The organism is Salinicoccus sp. CNSTN-B1, assembly GCF_054792835.1.
The window spans coordinates 209,853-227,837 of record NZ_JBTWMN010000004.1; the positions used below are offsets into that span (position 1 = coordinate 209,853).

At 38.0% G+C, this 17,985-nt stretch carries 14 protein-coding genes, 2 tRNA genes and 1 pseudogene; 6 read left to right on the forward strand and 11 right to left on the reverse strand.

Annotated elements, in window-relative coordinates; all coding sequences use genetic code 11:
* Positions 1-251 precede the first annotated feature (251 nt).
* The 4 genes from ACYF68_RS01275 (at position 252) to istB (ending at position 3,943) form a co-directional block, all read left to right on the forward strand.
* Complete coding sequence (locus ACYF68_RS01275) at positions 252-1,337, forward strand: IS30 family transposase (RefSeq protein WP_461045144.1); 1,086 nt, start codon at positions 252-254, stop codon at positions 1,335-1,337.
* Positions 1,338-1,629: 292 nt separating this feature from the next.
* Entirely contained in the window at positions 1,630-2,232 is a 603-nt protein-coding gene (locus ACYF68_RS01280) for a transposase (protein ID WP_461045145.1), read from the forward strand.
* Between the two features lie 15 nt (positions 2,233-2,247).
* Positions 2,248-3,168: a transposase gene (locus tag ACYF68_RS01285; RefSeq protein ID WP_461045146.1), complete on the forward strand. Its 921-nt coding sequence runs from the start codon at positions 2,248-2,250 to the stop codon at positions 3,166-3,168.
* 1 nt (position 3,169) lies between these two features.
* Positions 3,170-3,943 (forward strand): IS21-like element helper ATPase IstB, encoded by a 774-nt coding sequence (gene istB, locus ACYF68_RS01290; RefSeq protein WP_461045147.1) that lies wholly within the window; start codon positions 3,170-3,172, stop codon positions 3,941-3,943.
* Positions 3,944-4,415: 472 nt separating this feature from the next.
* On the opposite strand, the gene ACYF68_RS01295 is transcribed toward istB, so the two are convergent.
* The gene (locus tag ACYF68_RS01295; protein ID WP_461045148.1) at positions 4,416-8,006 is read right to left on the reverse strand and encodes a hypothetical protein; all 3,591 of its coding nucleotides are present in this window, start codon (positions 8,004-8,006) and stop codon (positions 4,416-4,418) included.
* 805 nt (positions 8,007-8,811) lie between these two features.
* On the opposite strand from ACYF68_RS01295, the gene ACYF68_RS01300 reads away from it, so the two are divergent.
* Entirely contained in the window at positions 8,812-9,141 is a 330-nt protein-coding gene (locus tag ACYF68_RS01300; protein ID WP_461045149.1) for a hypothetical protein, read from the forward strand.
* Positions 9,142-9,164: 23 nt separating this feature from the next.
* A complete protein-coding gene (locus ACYF68_RS01305) occupies positions 9,165-9,485 on the forward strand; it encodes a hypothetical protein (RefSeq protein ID WP_461045150.1) in 321 nt (106 codons plus the stop codon).
* Positions 9,486-9,621: 136 nt separating this feature from the next.
* Here the strand turns inward: ACYF68_RS01305 and ACYF68_RS01310 are convergent, their stop codons facing one another.
* The 10 genes and pseudogenes from ACYF68_RS01310 to ACYF68_RS01355 all read right to left on the reverse strand — a co-directional run bounded on the left by ACYF68_RS01310 (position 9,622) and on the right by ACYF68_RS01355 (position 17,891).
* Positions 9,622-11,037 (reverse strand): hypothetical protein, encoded by a 1,416-nt coding sequence (locus ACYF68_RS01310; protein WP_461045151.1) that lies wholly within the window; start codon positions 11,035-11,037, stop codon positions 9,622-9,624.
* Positions 11,038-11,379: 342 nt separating this feature from the next.
* Positions 11,380-11,859, reverse strand: coding sequence for a 23S rRNA (pseudouridine(1915)-N(3))-methyltransferase RlmH (gene rlmH / locus ACYF68_RS01315; protein WP_461045152.1), 480 nt, complete (start codon positions 11,857-11,859; stop codon positions 11,380-11,382).
* Between the two features lie 298 nt (positions 11,860-12,157).
* Positions 12,158-12,955, reverse strand: coding sequence for an MBL fold metallo-hydrolase (locus tag ACYF68_RS01320; protein ID WP_380569636.1), 798 nt, complete (start codon positions 12,953-12,955; stop codon positions 12,158-12,160).
* Positions 12,952-13,728, reverse strand: a complete 777-nt coding sequence (gene yycI, locus ACYF68_RS01325; RefSeq protein WP_461045153.1) for a two-component system regulatory protein YycI — start codon at positions 13,726-13,728, stop codon at positions 12,952-12,954. The genes ACYF68_RS01320 and yycI overlap by 4 nt, the downstream gene beginning before the upstream one ends.
* A complete protein-coding gene (yycH, locus tag ACYF68_RS01330; protein ID WP_461045155.1) occupies positions 13,728-14,360 on the reverse strand; it encodes a two-component system activity regulator YycH in 633 nt (210 codons plus the stop codon). The genes yycI and yycH (ACYF68_RS01330) overlap by 1 nt, the downstream gene beginning before the upstream one ends.
* Positions 14,360-15,040 (reverse strand): two-component system activity regulator YycH, encoded by a 681-nt coding sequence (yycH, locus tag ACYF68_RS01335; protein ID WP_461045156.1) that lies wholly within the window; start codon positions 15,038-15,040, stop codon positions 14,360-14,362. Before yycH (ACYF68_RS01335) ends, yycH (ACYF68_RS01330) begins: the two co-directional genes overlap by 1 nt.
* Positions 15,033-16,872: pseudogene (gene walK / locus ACYF68_RS01340) on the reverse strand (cell wall metabolism sensor histidine kinase WalK). The gene yycH (ACYF68_RS01335) and the pseudogene walK overlap by 8 nt, the downstream one beginning before the upstream one ends.
* Before the next feature lie 6 nt (positions 16,873-16,878).
* On the reverse strand, positions 16,879-17,589 hold the full coding sequence (gene yycF / locus ACYF68_RS01345) for a response regulator YycF (RefSeq protein ID WP_380569640.1): 711 nt from the start codon (positions 17,587-17,589) through the stop codon (positions 16,879-16,881).
* Positions 17,590-17,721: 132 nt separating this feature from the next.
* Positions 17,722-17,794 (reverse strand) — tRNA-Asp (locus ACYF68_RS01350).
* 25 nt (positions 17,795-17,819) lie between these two features.
* A tRNA-Glu gene (locus tag ACYF68_RS01355) sits at positions 17,820-17,891 on the reverse strand.
* Positions 17,892-17,985: the final 94 nt, after the last annotated feature.

Consider the following 17,985-nt stretch of genomic DNA (forward strand, 5'->3'; position numbering starts at 1 on the left):
CACACTACTTATGATAACTCTCAGCGTATCAGTCTATGATGCGGTTTTTACTAGACTTATCAGTATATTGCGATGTTGCCTATTAACAAAGTCTTGTCTTTTTTTGATAAGTTTCTACAATTGCCCACTGTTAAAAATAATAAAGAGGCGGATTTTATAATGAACTTAGCCACCTTTGATACAAAAAACGCCATGTGAATTTCATGTTATATTGAAGTTAACCACAACTCTCAATAAAGGAATGAAATCACATGACGCAACTTCATGATACCACTGAACCCATCAAAGGAAAACACCTGGTGACAGATGAGCGGGCACAAATCGCAATATTAAAGAGAGAGAAATACTCCAATCGTCAAATCGCAGACCGATTGGGCCGTGCACCGCAAACCATCAATAACGAAATTAACAGAGGCACTGTGCAACAAATACGCTGGCAGAAACAGAACGGCAAAACGTACGACTACTATTATACCGTGTATGACCCTGACCATGCCCACGACGCTTATATTCAAAACCGCAAACATTGTGGACGACAACCAAAATGGAGCTTGTCGGATGCCTTTGTGGATTGGGCAGACACTCAGATGCTGGATCATCACTGGTCCCCGGATGCGGTCATCGGTGCAGCGAAACAACGCGATCTCTTTCCAGTCTCGCTTATTCCATGTACGACGACACTGTATAACTGGATTGACCGTCAGATCATGCGCACCAAAAACATGGACTTGACTGAGAAGCTGCATCGCAATACAAAATCAAAACATCGCAAAGCACCGGATCACAAACGGAAAATGGGACCATCCATCTCCGAACGCCCTGAAGCAGTGAATACCCGAGAGACATTCGGCCACTGGGAAATCGACACAGTCATCGGTGCCAAACATAAGCATGATGCGGTACTGCTGACACTCGCCGAACGACAGACACGGTTTGAAGTCATCCTGAAAATCGATGGTAAAGCTGCCCAGCCCGTCACACAGGCCATGGACGCATTGAACTCCCGTGCCGGCGCGCATATGCCATCATTGTTTCAGACCATCACGTCGGATAATGGTTCGGAGTTCAGCGAACTGTATGACACGCTAAAAGCAGTGACAGATGTGTATTTCGCCCGGCCGTTTGCTTCATATGAACGGGGCACGAGCGAGAACCAGCATAAGCTCATCCGCCGGTTCATCCCGAAAGGGCAACCGATCTCTGAAATCAGTGACCGACAGATTCAACGCATTCAGCGATGGATGAACGATTTTCCAAGGAAAATCCTGGACTATCAGACCCCGCACGAGTGTTTCGCCAAAGCATTCAAACAGACACAACCCGCTCAAAGCGCTTAGTGTAAAATCTCCTCTCCCCCTCGGGGGAGAGGAACACACTCACCACCATAGTACTTTCACAATCTCTGGATTAGGAATATCTCAAGGTGGCTAACTTAAACTTGAAATTTACGAAAATAATAAAGACAGTATTTAATCTCTTGAAATATGCCTGTAACTGCTAAACTAGACTCAACAGTTTTCTACAATTAAGACTCAACAGCTCTCTCCAAACAAGACACAACAGTTTACAAACTAGAAATCACTTTTCGGTATACTGAGACAGAGTATATTGAAAGGGAGAGAACATGGAGTGGAAAAATGGATGATTTATCAAGAGATACACCGATTAAAAAATATGGGGTTTTCAAATAGTAAAATCGCAAAGAAATTAAACATATCAAGAAATAGAGTCATTGATTATTTGAATATGACACCCGATGCATTCGCTGACTTTATGGCATCCTTACAAAACAGAACGAAAAAACTGGATCCTTACAGAAGTGAAATACTCACATGGTTAAAAGAACATCCAGATGTGACCAGTGCGCAAATATACGATTGGCTGCAAGATAAATTTGATATTCAATCCTTGGCTGAAAATACAGTCCGAAACTACGTCAATCACTTAAGGGAACACTATCACATCCCGAAAGTGGCAGCGAATCGAATATACGGTGCGGTGGATGAGCTTCCACCCGGTCAGCAAATACAAGTCGATTTTGGAGAGATTATCGTGGACACATCGTCAGGCGGGCGACAGAAATTGTATGTCACCGGATTCATCTTATCGCATTCCCGGTTTAAGTATGTGGAATGGTTAGACCGACCGTTTCGGACCAGTGATTTAATTAGAATACAGGAAAATGCATTTCATTATTTTGGCGGGATGACTGAGGAGATTGTCTATGATTAGGACCGTTTACTGGCGGTGAGTGAGAATGCGGGCGATTTAATCCTGACCGAATCATTTACGAAATACCATCAATTTAGACGGTTTAAAGTCGAACTCTGTCGAAAAAGTGATCCGGAATCAAAGGGTAAAATCGAACAAGTGATTAAATATGTAAAAAACAATTTTGCCAAACATCGCATCTTCGACAACTTGAATACATGGCAGCAGGACGCTTTGAAGTGGCTAAAAAGAACGGGGAATTATAAAGTCCATCACAATATAAAGAAAAGACCCTTTGAAGTGCACGCCCTCGAAAAGCAGCATCTTCAAACGGTCTCTGGGAAATATCATTTTGACAACATTTCATCTATTAATATAACAAGAACGATTCATAAAGACAATGTCATTCGCTTTGAAGGCAACCGATATAGTGTGCCTCTCGGGACGTATCAAAGTGGAAATGAAAACATTGCGTATGTCTCTGTCACAGATGGAAAATTGAGTATTTCGCTTCATCCAACGGGTGATTCGATTGCGGTACATACAGTGTCTGACATTAAAGGTCAGGTGATTACAGACCCTGGTCATCGACATCGGTCTCAAACGAAAAGAGACCAACTGGTCGCACAAGTGTTTAAAGTTTTGGATGATCCAGAACTGGCCGACGGATTGATTCGGACCTTGCATACACATTATCCGAGACATACGATTGATCAATTGAAAATTGTACTCCAGTCCGCCAAGCAATACCCACAACATATTAATGATGCGGTGAAAGAATTAAACCGGTTGAGATTGACCAGTGCGAATGATCTCAGAGATATTGCGATTTCATTGGACATTCAACACGGTAAACACAGGGCTAAGCAGCCCGTCATTAATGAGAAGTACAAAGATATGACTGCCCCCGCGCGTCAACCGGATATCTATTTAAAAGTCCTTCAGGGCGGTCAATGAAATGACGAACACTTATGATGACTTACAACAGAAATGTCGCACCCTCCGGTTGGCAGAAACCGCAAAAGAGCTGCCGAATATGCTTCGGATGGCAGAGTCACAGAATTGGACCTACTATGAATTGATGGATCAGATCCTCGGGCATGAACTGGACTGTCGGGAAGAAAAGAACCGGATTAAATTAATGAAATGGGCAGAGTTTCCGCAACACTTAACATTAGAGCAATTTAAACTGTCTGAACAATCAGCGATTGGGGACAAGCAACTGAATGTATTAAAGGAGCTATCCTGGATTGAAGACCATTTTACATTAATTATGATGGGACCGCCTGGCGTAGGTAAGACCCATCTTTCCACCGGTCTCGGTATTCACGCTGTCAATCAAGGCTACCAGGTATCGTTTATACCGATGGATCATCTGGTCTATATCCTTAAAACACGAGAATATCTCAGTAAGTCAAAAACCAGATATAAACGTATGGAATCTTCAGATTTAATTATTATCGATGACATCATGTATATGGCTTATGAACCGCAGGATGCCCAACTGTTTTTTCAGTTTATCTATGATATGTATGACAAAACAGCGTTCATCTTAACATCGAATAAGGGGCCTAACGAATGGGGAAAATTTTTGGGAGAGACGACATTGACCACGGCGATCTTAGATCGCCTCCTTCATCGAAGTGAAATCATTACCTTTGATGAGAATCAAGACAGTATCAGAATGAAATACAGAAGAGCGTTATTTGAAGAAAAGAGTGTTGAGTCCTAATTGGGATAAACTGTTGAACCTTATTTGGGGTAAAGTGTTGAGTTCTACTTGACGGTTACACTTACTTTATTTGTTGTTTTATTATGAAGTATATACGTACATAATCTACTCTCTGTCGAAAGATCCTGAAACATAAAGTCCATTGAAATATAAGCAGCATTTCCACTTAAAGATTCTTAGATTATTTCTAACACACTACTTATGATAACTCTCGGCGTATCGTTTTACGATGCGGTTATTACCACGACTTCTTCTCTCTGTAGATCACCCATAATACTTCCGTTATTTCATGATGAGGGATTTCCCAATTTTTAAGAATCTGCCTGTTCAATGTTAGGGAGTCACCTGAATTGAGCAAGTGCACTTCTTTTTTAATTTCAATTTTAAGTTCCCCAAAAATTCTTCACCACGAAGACTATATGGGCTTTCTGTCATAGTCCCAGCTTGCATAAAATACAGCAAACTCTTAGTTTTATGAGATATTAAAATATTCTGCGTATGATTTCATCCAACTATTGAATTTCTCCACTATTGCCAAGTCTCGAGAAACTATAACTAACGTATGCATTCTTTCAATTGTGCTTCTTTGTAATAACCAAGCACTTTTAAGTTCAATTACTCTAATTAATATATTAAGGAAAGCATCTATATCTTCCTCACTCTCTAAGAAGTAATGACTTATCAATACTCCTACACTACTTATTTGTATATCGAACTCACTTCCCAATATTTTCTGGATTGCTTCATCTTCGTATAGTAGTATCATTTTTTCATCAATTGCCACCTGAGCACTAGATGCATCAAATTTGATTAGTTCTTTTAACTTTTCATCAATAAAGTCTACATCTATAGATTTTAAAAATCTTGAAGCTAAAGTCATTTTACGATATATTTCTTTCAATTCTTTTTCTTGATTTTTAGTCTTTTTATTCAAGATCAAGTTGCCTTCGTTTCCTAAATTCAATCTTCCAGCTCTAGTACTTTCAAGTTCTTTAGTAAACTTGCTCTCTAACCATATTTTTTGAGTTTTCTCCAACAATACATTTGGATACTCCTTAAGAATATCAAGCAAATTCAAACTTGCTAGAAAGGTCATGGATGACACACTAATTAAGTAGTTAGAATTTAGATTAAATTCCTCTTCTGAGCCAATGTAGTATTTTGTACTTACATCATGGAAAAGCTCTAAATAAAATTCCAAGATGTCATCTTTAGGAATTATTAAGCCATAAATAGATGGAAAATGAAATTGTTCATAATGTTCTTGTACTTGTTTAAACTTATCAGAATTATCAAATGTCTTCATAACTTCAACTAGGTTGCCTAATCCATCATTTTCAGGATCGATATTAATTGATGTAAGGAATTTATCACTTCCAATTGCTCCACTTTCCCTTTTTAGAATCTCGTGGAAAATAAAAATAAATAGCGGTTTTTCCTCTATTAAAGAATATTTCTTGCTATCAAAATCAACAGAATCTCCAATAGATATACCTTGTACAAGCAATTTGAAATCAGAGCTTGTTTTGTAGAACTCAAGATTCCCGTAATTTTCAATCTCCCATTTTTCAGGTATCAAAACAAATTCTCTTATAGAGTCATCTCTTTTGAATTTATACCACTTCAAATGAATATTATTGTATAAATCTATAGAATTATTATTTTCGAACTTTTTTATATTAGAAAAATTCAATCCAATTAAAATATGATTTAATTCACTATTATTAAATCTCTCACTAAGGATATGCTTCTCTATTAACTGGATCCCCCGAGGCAAATCGATTCCAAAATGTACTAAAGAAATAGCAGCGTTTATTTCGAAGTTAATATTGGTAGATTCCAAGGTATTTTCAGTAATAGCCTTTATATCTTCACCATCATCAATATGAATTTTTGCTATCAAGATTTGATTCAAAAATTCAGGGTTTGATAACTTTTTATTTTTGTATAACTGTACAGTAGCACTAAATTGTTCTAAATTATTAAGAATTTCAGCTTTAATAATTGCCATTGATTCCGTAAGTTCAGAGTCACCATATTGATTTATAGTGTTAAACGCTTCTTCATTCATGTTATTCATTAAATATAAAACTGCTAATATTTCATCCGCTTTTTCCTGATTTACTGCTGCAATACTTGGATATAATTTTTTAGCGAAATTTAATTCGTTATTACGATACAAAAAGTCTTGAGCTGTTTGGATTTTTCTTGAATCGGGATAATGTGAGAAATTTTCTCTAATTAAACTAAATGATTTACCGTACTCATCACTTCTTATATCTTTTCTAGTATTTTCTATCAGGAATAAAAGTGGCAAATCTATTGTGTATTTTTTTATCAAGTCAGTGATAATTGAATCAAAAGATTTAACGTCCACGGGTTTATGATTGGTTATAGCAATCAAGTATGAACTCAAAAGGAAATTAAGTAAGTATTTACTATCGCCAAATTTTAATGTTTCAAAAAGTTCACTAATATATTCAATAGAATCTTTATATGCTAGTTGCTTAGTAAAAGTTAGTATTTTGAAACGTATTACATTATGATTCATCTGAGTTTCAAGCAATTCATTTATGAAATTCAATACTTTGTCATTCTCATTAAGTAAATATAAAACCTTAATTTTCCACTCAATTAGATATTGAACATCATATTCATTTCCTTCGCTATTTATCAAATCTTCTATTTTTTCCAAACCCTCTTTTGGATTTAATAACAGCTTCAATTCAAAATGCAATTTTTCCAAAATAGGCATTTCAATATTTTCTATCTTAGCCACTTGCTGACGTATTACTTCAATATCGTCTAAGAGTATGAGCAATTCATTATTATCCGATTCTGTTTGTTCTTGAAAATTAAATAACAAGTTATTTTCAATATGGGAAAAACGTGTATGTATTATCTCGTATTGGATAGATACCATGGGATGTCTTTGATGCAATTTAGATAATACTTCAATACCATCTTCATAATTTTGTAGAAGTAATAAAGACTGTCCATGTAAGTACTGCCATTCGTCATCAAATGAGTTTTCAGATAAAATTTCATAAAAATGAGTTAAATCATTATTTTCAAGAAGATAATTAGCCATATATTTTGATTTTTCGTTACCGTTTAAAACACTATTAGCTATAAGTATTTCTATATCCTTATTATCATAATTTGCTTCAATTAATATCTTATCGTGTTCTTTTTGTAGTTCACTTGGATAGTTTCTGCCTTCTTCAAGAGCAGATCTTGCTGACTCAAAATCCTTAATCATTGCTTTGTACCTTGCTTTAATTAAAATTGCCAGTTTTAGATTACTCTCCGGTAAAACACTTAACAAGTTCAACCTTTCAATTTCACCGTACACTCTTGCAAGATTAAAACCATCCAAGATGAGATTTTGTGATAACAATTCCTGCATATCCTTTTTAAGTTTTATATTATATTGTGAATCAAGATTCTTATACTCATATTGTTCAGCATGTTTTGAAGCTTTTTCAACTATATCCTTCTCATAATCATTGGAAAATAATGCAGTAGATTTATTCTTTAGGAATCCATCGATCTTAGCATCCTTAAAACCATATACTTTTCGCTGGATAGCAATCTCTCGAAATTCTTTATCTAAATCAAGATTATCTGTCACCGCATCCAATTCGATGGCTTTCCTGTTCTTGTCCTTATCACACAGTTCCTTCAATATAGTTTCTAAAAACTCAGCATCTAAGAAAGTGAAGAATATTTTTTTCTCTTTTGGATTTGATTTAAGTATTTCTGCAAGGAAGACCACAACACCATCTTCATATAGAAAGTTTTTAAAAGTATTCTTCTCAAATTTATAAAATTTAGCAGTTTTATTAGAGAATTCATCTACTAATTTTCCTTTTACCTGTACAGGAATACTACTTAGATAAGACGCTTTAGTAATTTCTTCTTCTGAAAAAATTATTGCATTGCCATCAAAAGATATTCCCGTATCGTCCGTTGCTAAGTTAGGGTCAATTTTAATTGATCTATCCAAAAATAAGTTCTCCACTGCTTTGACTGCTTTCTTTTCTATCCTTTTATTATCCAATTACCTAAGCCACCTATTCTTTATAATCATACCTTCTACTTGATTTAATATATGTAATTTTTCTGAGTCAGTCCCCTTAAAATCATTTCAGTACTTCTCCCCCAGCTTTCTAATTTAAATTGCACACATTTAAGTTGATCTTCTATATAAACAGGTTCACAAAATCTAGTTTGCGCTTTCATCAGACTGACATCTCTTATCCTCCCTGCGAAATTATAGATGTTTTTAAATAAAAGCCGATGAAGTTCCTGTATGGAAGCAGGGGAGAGTGGCAATTAGAAATCAAATTCATCATTCTTTAATTTTAAAAATGATATATAAAAAGCAACTATTTTGAGCTACTCTAATTCGTCTCTTCTTTCTGCACTTAATAGGTTTGATTATAGTAAATAGTCGTCCTGATTATGTGTGTCGCACTTCATTATTTTGAAGCGATTTTGCGAATTAATTCATTAGTGATTTTCTTGTTGGAATTAATCGCTTCAAGTATCAATTTTTGTTATTTCTTAGAAACTTCCATACCTTCCAACGTCAAATTATCTGCGCCTTGCTTGTTAGTTTCTGATTCGATAGTCAACATAAAATTGCCTCCATATACTGTAATTATACCATTTTTTTAAAGTGAGTTCACAGTTAGAGATATGCTTTAAGTACTATTTATGATAATTTTCAGCGTATCACTTCATAATGCGGTTATTTATCGAAATAAATATTCGACTAATAATAAAATTATTCTACTATGAAAATCCATTTTTTATATTTAACGTTATAATTTAAATATTCTAAATTTTGGAGGTATCTTGCCATGAGTACTGCATACTATGTTATTCCTAACGAAGTACCGAAACTTCTTCCTTTTAATAACAAAACCGTAGAAGATGTACTGGATTATATTGATGTCACTGATTTTGAAGATCATGCGGTTATTCCTATCGCTCCTGGAATTCTAATTTGGATAAATACAGCAATAATCCAAGCTCAACATAATATTGCTTTTAAAATCGATTCAGATGATTCTTTAGTATTTGGTAAAGCAATTTTCACTGGACTTATGGAAAAAGGTGGGAACGTTGTTGGTCTAAGTGGAAAACAAGTCACTTCAATACCTGATTTAGTCATGTTCCCTAGTTTATAAAAAATTATAAAAGTTGGTGTAATATGCTTACAAAAAATTTCTTCTCTAAATTCTCTAATGATTTCAGAAACTTGAAAATAGCGCAAAATACTAAAACTACTTCCATGGCATTCTCCGTTTATAATCCTTCTGAAGCCTTAGAAGTGAATGAATATAAACGTTTCTTTCAACTTAGAGTTTATGGACGACCAGCTGTTCTTACTATTACAAAAGATAACGTTTCTTCATATGGACTAGGCAGCCCATATGAAGAAAAGAGTTTTGACGACATTGACGAAATAGTTGGTTATATCTTCATGAATGATGAATCAGAGATTCTATTTTTTTCTAGTGACAACATGTAGATCAAATTTCAAAGTAATCAGCAGATATATTTATATAATGTCATTTAGCTCAAGCGTATCCCTTTGGATACGCTTTTTATTCTCTTAAACATCAAATCTTAGATATAAAAACCTCATAAATAGTAGATCATATAGGCTAAGTGAGTATTAGTTTTTCATCTATATTCTTTGCTTCTAAAAATTCAGGCTGTTTCAATAATACCTTTATGCATTCTTTTAAATATTTTTCCGCTAAGTCAATTACTAGCCACTTTTCTCCTTTTGAATCTTGTATATGCTTTTTTTTATCTAATTTTTTTTGATTACTGCCATGAACTACTGCTGAACGATAAGCATATATGGCTTTCATATTTTTAAAAATATCTAATTTACTTTCTTCCAAAGGAGATTTTTGTAGTAAAAAGGCACATCTTAAAGCTAGTTTGTGTGTCAACTCTGACTTTTCATCATCACTCAGCAACGATTCTAGGCCAATAGCTATATCAATAATTCTATCACCCTCATTATGTCGATATAGGCTATTCTCTAATCTTGAAAACGCTAATTGGATTTTTTTATTAGGATTATCAATAATTTGATTTAGTTCACGCTTAAATTTATTAAGTTGAGATTCATTCACTGCTGGATAAGACTCTTTATTCCAGTAATAGTCATTAAATTGAACAGGGTAAACTCTTTTAACACCTCCTTTGAGATCTAAGAAATCTGCCTCGTATTTCTCTGCCCATTCAATCGGTTTTGAAATAACTTGGGCATAACCTGTGAATATATCATTAACTCTTAGAATATCAAAAAAGGAATTGATTAAGTCTAATGGATAATTCTCGATTATACGTAAAGGATTTTCTAACCAATAATTATAGTTAGGTACACTAAACCCCTCAATTTTTAAAGCATGTGTTGCTGACATAAGCACAGAATCAGGTACACTTTCAGAATAAGAAGTAATGTTAGCTCTAGATTTTTGAAACACATCTGACATTCTAGTTATAGACATCTGGTCATTTAAAATGTAATCATCTATATCAAACTTTGTGAATAGAATAGGAATATAAATAACTACATCTAACTCCTCTAAAAAAATTCTATTTTCCAAAGGCTTGTAGTATTTTAAAAATTGAGTTTCTGTAAGATTATTTCCCTCTCCATATTCCAGTATATTTTTATTGATTAAATCATGAATTTTAAATAACACACTTAGATTTAAAACTCCCAATGAATCCTGGTTAGGTGGTCTATATACCTTTAAAAACTTATCACATTTTAATAGAAGAGATTCTAACTCCTTATATTCTTTATATTTAGTTACATCAATTTTATCTTTGTCAAAACTTCTATTCTCCATTAAATAATAACCATAATTAATTGGCTCTTTTGGGCCAAATGTGGATCTAGAAATTGATGGAAAACCATTTTTCCGGTAACTGAGTAATGGATAATCCATGTAACCATTAAGGAATATTGATGATGCTTTAGCATGTTGTTCTAAAATATCTTGAATACCTTTGCATACTACTATAAATGATAATTCAAATATGCGATCCTTATACAAAATACCCCTCCTACCTTAAATTAGGTTATTGCCTCTCTACCTCTTTGAACCTCGCCAGTAGATTTGTTAATAATTTTTAAAATATCATTAAAAGATTGAATTGATGATTTCATTTTATAACTCCTTTTGATAATTCTTAAATAATCTATCCTTACTAGTATACTATTTCATTAGGTTGAAGTAGTTCACGATGGATAAAAATTAATCAATCCGATTCTTAGTTTATCTGAAAAAACTTTAATAAAGTTTTTTCTTCATATTACTTTACTTCAAATGTGAATGAAGATAATTATCAACGATGATATGTTTAAAAATATCGCACTCAAATCTTAGAAAACCGCATCAACGATGATATGCTTCATTCCTAATAATCTTATTCACCCGGAATATCTGCTCAAGCAACATCACCTTCATCATTTGATGCGGGTAGGTGAGGGAACCGAAACTGATCTCCTGGTCGGAACGTTTTTGAACTGCTTTGCCGATTCCGTTGCTGCCGCCTATGATGAAGACGACGTCGCTTTTACCGGTGTTCATCCACCTTTGGTATTCTTTCGCCAAATTTTCACTGGTATAAGTCTTACCTTGGATTTCCAGCGTGACGACATGCTGATTTTCTTTGATTTTACTCAGGATTTTTTGCGCTTCTTTGTCTTTTATGATTTCTATATCTTTATCGCTTGCATTGTTTGGTTCTTTTTCATCTTGGATCTCGATCAGTTCGAGTTTGGCGTAGCCGCTTATGCGCTTACTGTATTCTTCGACTGCATGGCGCCAATACTTCTCTTTTAACTTCCCAACTGTAATTAGCGTAATTTTCAATTTGCGTCTCCTTTCTGATGGCTATGCTGTTGTACTTAGTCTATCCACATGTGCATATCTATTAACAGGTTTTAACGATTCATGGATAATACACATGTTTATACACAACTTTCCCACATATCCACATGAATTCATTAATTATTATACATAAAAAGAGATTATAATCATTAAATTACTATAAATATAAATAAAACAGCCAGTTTTACACAACTGACTGTTTAATTATCCACAATTATTATAAAGTATCCACAATAATCATAGGTTATGCACACCTTTTTTCATAATTGTGTGTATAACTTTATATTTGGTAGATCTTTGTCGGTATTGCTTTATCGGTATTGCTTATCGTTATATCATTATCCGTATCGATGTCGTAATGGTTCAATATCTGTTCGACACTCATTTTAGCAAGTTCTTTCATGTTATTATCAAGACTCAGATGACTCAGATATATGCGCTTGGTGCGGTCTGTTATAACGTCGTGCATCGCATGCGCTGCATCTTCATTGGAGACGTGTCCGACATCGGAAAGTATGCGTTGCTTGGTCATCCATGGATATCTGCACATCCGGAGCATATCTACATCATGGTTGCTTTCAAAGACGAAACAGTCACTGTCTTTTATAATGCCTTTCATCTGATCCGAGACATAGCCTGTATCGGTGATGATTGAAAGTTTTTTATCATTCTGCATAAATGTATAGAATTGTGGATCGATTGCATCGTGGGACACATTGAATGATTGGACATCCATCCCAAGGAGTTCCTTCTCCTCCAGTGGATTGAAGTGGAACTTCCTGTCACTCGCGACCTGAATATCTTTGGACTCGATGCGCTGCCACGTCTTCTCATTTGCATATACCGGAATGCCATATTTTTTGGAAATGACTTTCAGACCCTTGATATGGTCACTGTGCTCGTGCGTAATAAGTATGGCATCAACATTCTTGAGGGAGGTACCTAGTGAATTCAATGCTTCCTCCGTCCGCTTGCACGAAAGTCCCACATCTATGAGCAGGCTGCCTTGTTCTGTTTCGAGATACGTACTGTTTCCCGTGGAGCCACTGGCTAACACGCTCATTTTCATTCTGTTCACTCTCTTTCAATAATATCTTCTGTTTCGCTGATGGCATCAACATATACTGTCTTATCGACACCCTGGTCGTTGATATTCAATCTCCATTTCGGCCTGAGAAGCACTTGATCACCATCATTTAAGATGATGTAGTATCCGAGTCGGGCATCTTCAATCTCCGCTTCTCCGGAAATCCGCTCGTCAGTATACAGACTCGCGACGACTTTCTCGGGATCGCGGGCAGCGACTGGCGAAGTATATTCATTCTCACTGATGTTTTTCAGGTAGCCCTGTTCATACTCCATCGCCTGCTGGCCATCCCCTCTGTAAAGCAGTCTTGCCGCTTCATTGTTGAAGATGGGCAATTCTTCATAATGCTGATTGAACAGCATATAGCCTTCATCACTCATTACATCATCATACTCATATTCCGAACCTCTGTAAACTTCTTCGGCCTTATGGTTTTCCAAATCCTCACGTGTCATATCCGGTGCATTTTCTCCGGCTTCAAAATCGTTTTTCAAAACATAGCCTTCATTCGTCGTTTCAACTATTTCAGCTTCTACCTCTTCAGAGTCTATAAAAGTCGCCTTGACTGCAGACAGTATATTCAACTTGCGCGGCTCATGCTCGGGCAGCTGTGATAGATCTATATTCGTCTCTTCAAGGATATTGGGCCGGTTTTCTATCTTATGGATATCTTCCTGCTGCTTGTTGTAGTACATCATGATAAGGCCGATGTTGATCAGGAGGAAGACCAGGATATAGAGGGATTTCGTCAGCTTCCAATCCATCAGTGGAGGCCTCCTTCGTTGAACCGCATCCATTCATCGTTGTATTTTACATACCATTGCGGTGTGAAGTGCAGCAGATTGAGTTCAGTCTGCACATCTGAAAACTGCATATCATAACCGATCGTGATTTTCGATACTTTCTGAAGATCCAGATCTTCATTCAATGCAATCTGATAACGGACATCTTCCAGCCTTGCGAGGGACTTCATTTCATCATTCGGTACTTCTGCACTGATATTGAGTAGGGGACGTTGATATTCAAAAAGCGCATTATTACCGTATTTGGTCGTAACGACACTTGATATTTCATCACTGAACACCGCATATCCGTTTAAGGTGTAGCGATAAGTCGATTCGTTGCCATCCGCTTCATAATCGAAAAGCATATGTTCAGCTTCTAAGCCACCATGCGAATTGAGGAAATCGAAGCTTCTTTGGATGGTCTGATGCGGATTTCTATTCGATGACAGCGACTCATCAAGGTTTGTGTAGACGAAATTATAGGTTTCGGGATTATATGTCGATAAGTTATGGGTCCCTTCATAGACATATACATCATCGTTTTTATTAACTTCGATTTCATCGCCCATGAAGAGGATATCATTCATCGTATCGATGCCGATCTGAGTCATCAGAAAATGCTCAATGGATACAGCACCCGGAGCTCCGGCCCATAGATGGCAGTCTTATTGTTTGAGGTTTTCTGATTAGTGATGATGCCAACGTAATCTTCGAAGGAATCTTCATATTCCTCCACGATCGACAACAGGTAGCTGCTATCGATGTCCGTCTCGGCGACGGCTACTTGTTCCAATGCTTCATTCAACATATAGAAAGTGACTTTTGGAGAAGCAATGTCTACTATAATCCGATCAAAACTGTAGTCGGGTAGGGCACCTTCGTAGGAGAACCCAAGCACTTGGAAAAGTGATTTGGATGGCATCTCGGATGGGTAGTCCACAATCAGGAATTCTTCATCCCCGTCTTCCTTAACATCAGGCGTCAGGCGATTTATATTATTGTATATATCAATATTCTCAATTTCTGTATCCTTCAGAAACTCCCGTACGCCGACAACCGCATCTTCTTTAATCGTACCTTTCACTGTATTGCCGTCGACCCATATCAATTGATAGGCCCGCATGACGCTACCGAATTCCAGTGATTCCCCCTGACCGATGTTGGAGGTCGACTCGATCGATGTATCGACTTGCGAAAATTCGGGCTGGTAGCTCCAGACCATATAGGTGAGGATGGCACTGCTGATGACGAGAAGGAATAGGATTGTGGATTTGAGTCTTTCCCTATTCATCCCAATCCGCCTCCTCCAGCGTTTCACACGGCAGGTTGATGAAGATTGTTGTACCATGGTTCTCCACGCTGTTTGCCCATATCCTACCATCATGCGCTTCGACGATTTCTTTTGATATGGCTAACCCGAGTCCTGTCCCGCCCATTTTTCGGGCACGGCCTTTATCGACCCGGTAGAACCTCTCGAATATACGATCCACTTTGCTTGCGGGTATACCCAGTCCGTTGTCTTTTATCCGCACGGTCAGACGGTTGTACAGACGGTTCTGTTTCACATGAAACTCGACTTTCTTGTTTTCCTTGCTTGAATACTTGATGGCATTCGATATGACGTTATCGAGTACCTGACCCATCTTATCCACCGCAATCTCTGTAAAGACGGCGGTATCCGGGATATCGCGCACGAATTCGACTTCATCCTTATGGGTCATTTCGAAGCGGTCGATGATGCGGTTTAGAAACAGATTGAAATCTACAATTTCCTTGGACAGCTCTTCTGCTTCATTATCCATTCTGGAAAGTTGCAGTAGATCTTCGACCAGACGGATCATACGGTCTGTCTCTTCACGGGTCACACCAAGGAATTGGGGGCGAGCGTTTCATTTTGCCAAGCGCCGTCCTGTAGGGCTTCTATATAGCTCCGCATGGATGTAAGCGGCGTCCTGAGCTCGTGGGAGACATTTGCTACGAATTCACGCCGCTCAGTATCCACACGCTCCTGCTCCGTAACGTCATGGAGCACAGCGATGTAACCGTTGATGAATCCTGTATCCTTGACGATGGTCGAGAAATTCACACGGATGGTCGTCTCTTCATCATCATGATTGAAGAAGAGGAGCTGACTCTCATCCATCTCCTGGATCTCTTCAAGCATCATTTCATCGTCCAGTTTCAATACAGCAAGCATATCCTCTCCACGCGTATTTTCCGCTGTCTCCCCGATCATATCGAGCGCCATCTCATTGACGACGCGTATGCGGCCCCGCCGGTCCGTAGCGATGATGCCGTCGGACATATGAGTAATGACAGAGTCCAGGCGCTTTTTCTCACTTTCCGTATTGGCCTGGGCTTCTTGAACACGTTTCGATAACATGTTGAATGAACCTGCCAATTCACCGATTTCATCACTGCTGTATATCTTTACACGCGATGTATAGTCCCCTTCTGACATGAGGAGCGCCTGATTGCGCATATCCGTAATCGGACGGGTGATTGTGCGCGCGATGAAGATGCCAAGGATGCTCGTGATGATGAGGGAGATCATTGTGGCGATGATGAATGTATTGTTGATGGCCTGCAGCTGTTTGTATACTTCCTCTATATTGGACGAGGTATATATCGCCCCAGTATCTGGCCTTCCTGGATGACTGGCTGATTCAACAGCCAAACGCGCTGGTTGTCCTGGTCCACGTTGACGTAGATTTCCTCGTTGCGTGTACCGGTGGTGATGGATTCCTCAGTCAGGGGCGCATCGATCCTTGTACCGACACTCAGTTCATTTGAGATCCGGCTTGTTGCGATAAGGACATTATCCGAATTGACATATCTGATCTCCTCTATTTCCGAGCGGTTGCCGTAATCGGCAAGCAAGGTCTGCACCTCTTCCTGGAACTGGGTACTATCGTCTCCATATTCCCTATGCAGCTCGTTGATTCTCGTGTCAATGAGACTCACCTGCGTTTCGATGTTTTCCTGGAAATTGCCGATCAGTTCCTTCTCGAGCGTGTTGGTGAAGTACAGTCCGATGATCTGCATGCCGATGATGATCAAAAGCACATAGATGATGACAAGTTTAATATGGAGGGACTGCAGATTTTTGAAAAACTGCTTCATTAAATGTTAACTCCTTTTTTCATCACCTTGGATATAGTAACCGACACCGCGTCGTGTCATGAGATACTCAGGGTGCGACGGATCATCCTCCACTTTTTCCCTGAGTCGTCTGACGGTCACGTCGACTGTACGTACATCTCCAAAATAATCATAACCCCATACCGTCTCAAGCAGGTGCTCCCGCGTCATGACTTGGGATAGATGCTGGGCAAGATAATTAAACAGTTCGAATTCCCTGTGGGTCAAGTCGATATCTTTATCGTATTTCTTTATTGCGAAGGCTTCCGGTATGACTGTAATGTCCCTGATCTGGATATTATTGGATTCCGGTTCTTTTTCTTTTGAAGCCGTTTCGACGTTACGCCTCAAGTTCGCCTTCACCCGGGCGATGAGTTCACGGGTAGAGAAGGGTTTCGTCACATAATCATCCGCACCGAGTTCCAATCCGAGCACTTTATCTATTTCGGAATCTTTTGCGGTCAACATGATGATCGGCATATCGTGCTTCTTGCGCACTTCCCTGCACACTTCCATGCCATCCATGCCTGGGAGCATGATGTCCAAAAGTACTATATCCGGCACCACGTCCAAAATCAATTCCAAAGCATCGTTGCCGTCATAGGCACAATGCACTTCATATCCTTCTTTTTCAAGGTTGAATTCCAGAATATCCGCAATCGGTCTTTCGTCATCTACTACAACAATCTTCTTGGGCATTTCTTTCCCCGCTTTCATTACAAGGTTTATAAACACACTCGTATCCAAACTAAATGTATCACTTTTTCGAACGCATTTCCATCAACCATAGCAAAAAAGCCATCAGCAAGAAGCGCTGACAGCTCAGATGGACGGTCCCGACGGGAATCGAACCCGCGATCTCCTGCGTGACAGGCAGGCATGTTAACCGCTACACCACGGGACCAGGACTATGTGAAATATAATATAAGTGACCCGTACGGGACTCGAACCCGTGTTACCGCCGTGAAAGGGCGGTGTCTTAACCGCTTGACCAACGGGCCATATGTTTTAACACAAACATTATTATACCATGAGGCAAATTTACTTTTCAACTCAAATTTTCATATTTTCAAAAGAATATCCCGCGGTCATACC

Bases quoted from the DNA above. Each gene is read 5' to 3' on its own strand.
- ACYF68_RS01275 (WP_461045144.1), top strand. From the start codon at position 252: ATGACGCAACTTCATGATACCACTGAACCCATCAAAGGAAAACACCTG.
- ACYF68_RS01300 (WP_461045149.1), top strand. From the start codon at position 8,812: ATGAGTACTGCATACTATGTTATTCCTAACGAAGTACCGAAACTTCTT.
- yycF (WP_380569640.1), bottom strand. From the start codon at position 17,589: ATGCCCAAGAAGATTGTTGTAGTAGATGACGAAAGACCGATTGCGGAT.
- yycI (WP_461045153.1), bottom strand. From the start codon at position 13,728: ATGGATTGGAAGCTGACGAAATCCCTCTATATCCTGGTCTTCCTCCTG.
- yycH (WP_461045156.1), bottom strand. From the start codon at position 15,040: ATGAATAGGGAAAGACTCAAATCCACAATCCTATTCCTTCTCGTCATC.
- yycH (WP_461045155.1), bottom strand. From the start codon at position 14,360: ATGACTCAGATCGGCATCGATACGATGAATGATATCCTCTTCATGGGC.
- istB (WP_461045147.1), top strand. From the start codon at position 3,170: ATGACGAACACTTATGATGACTTACAACAGAAATGTCGCACCCTCCGG.
- ACYF68_RS01305 (WP_461045150.1), top strand. From the start codon at position 9,165: ATGCTTACAAAAAATTTCTTCTCTAAATTCTCTAATGATTTCAGAAAC.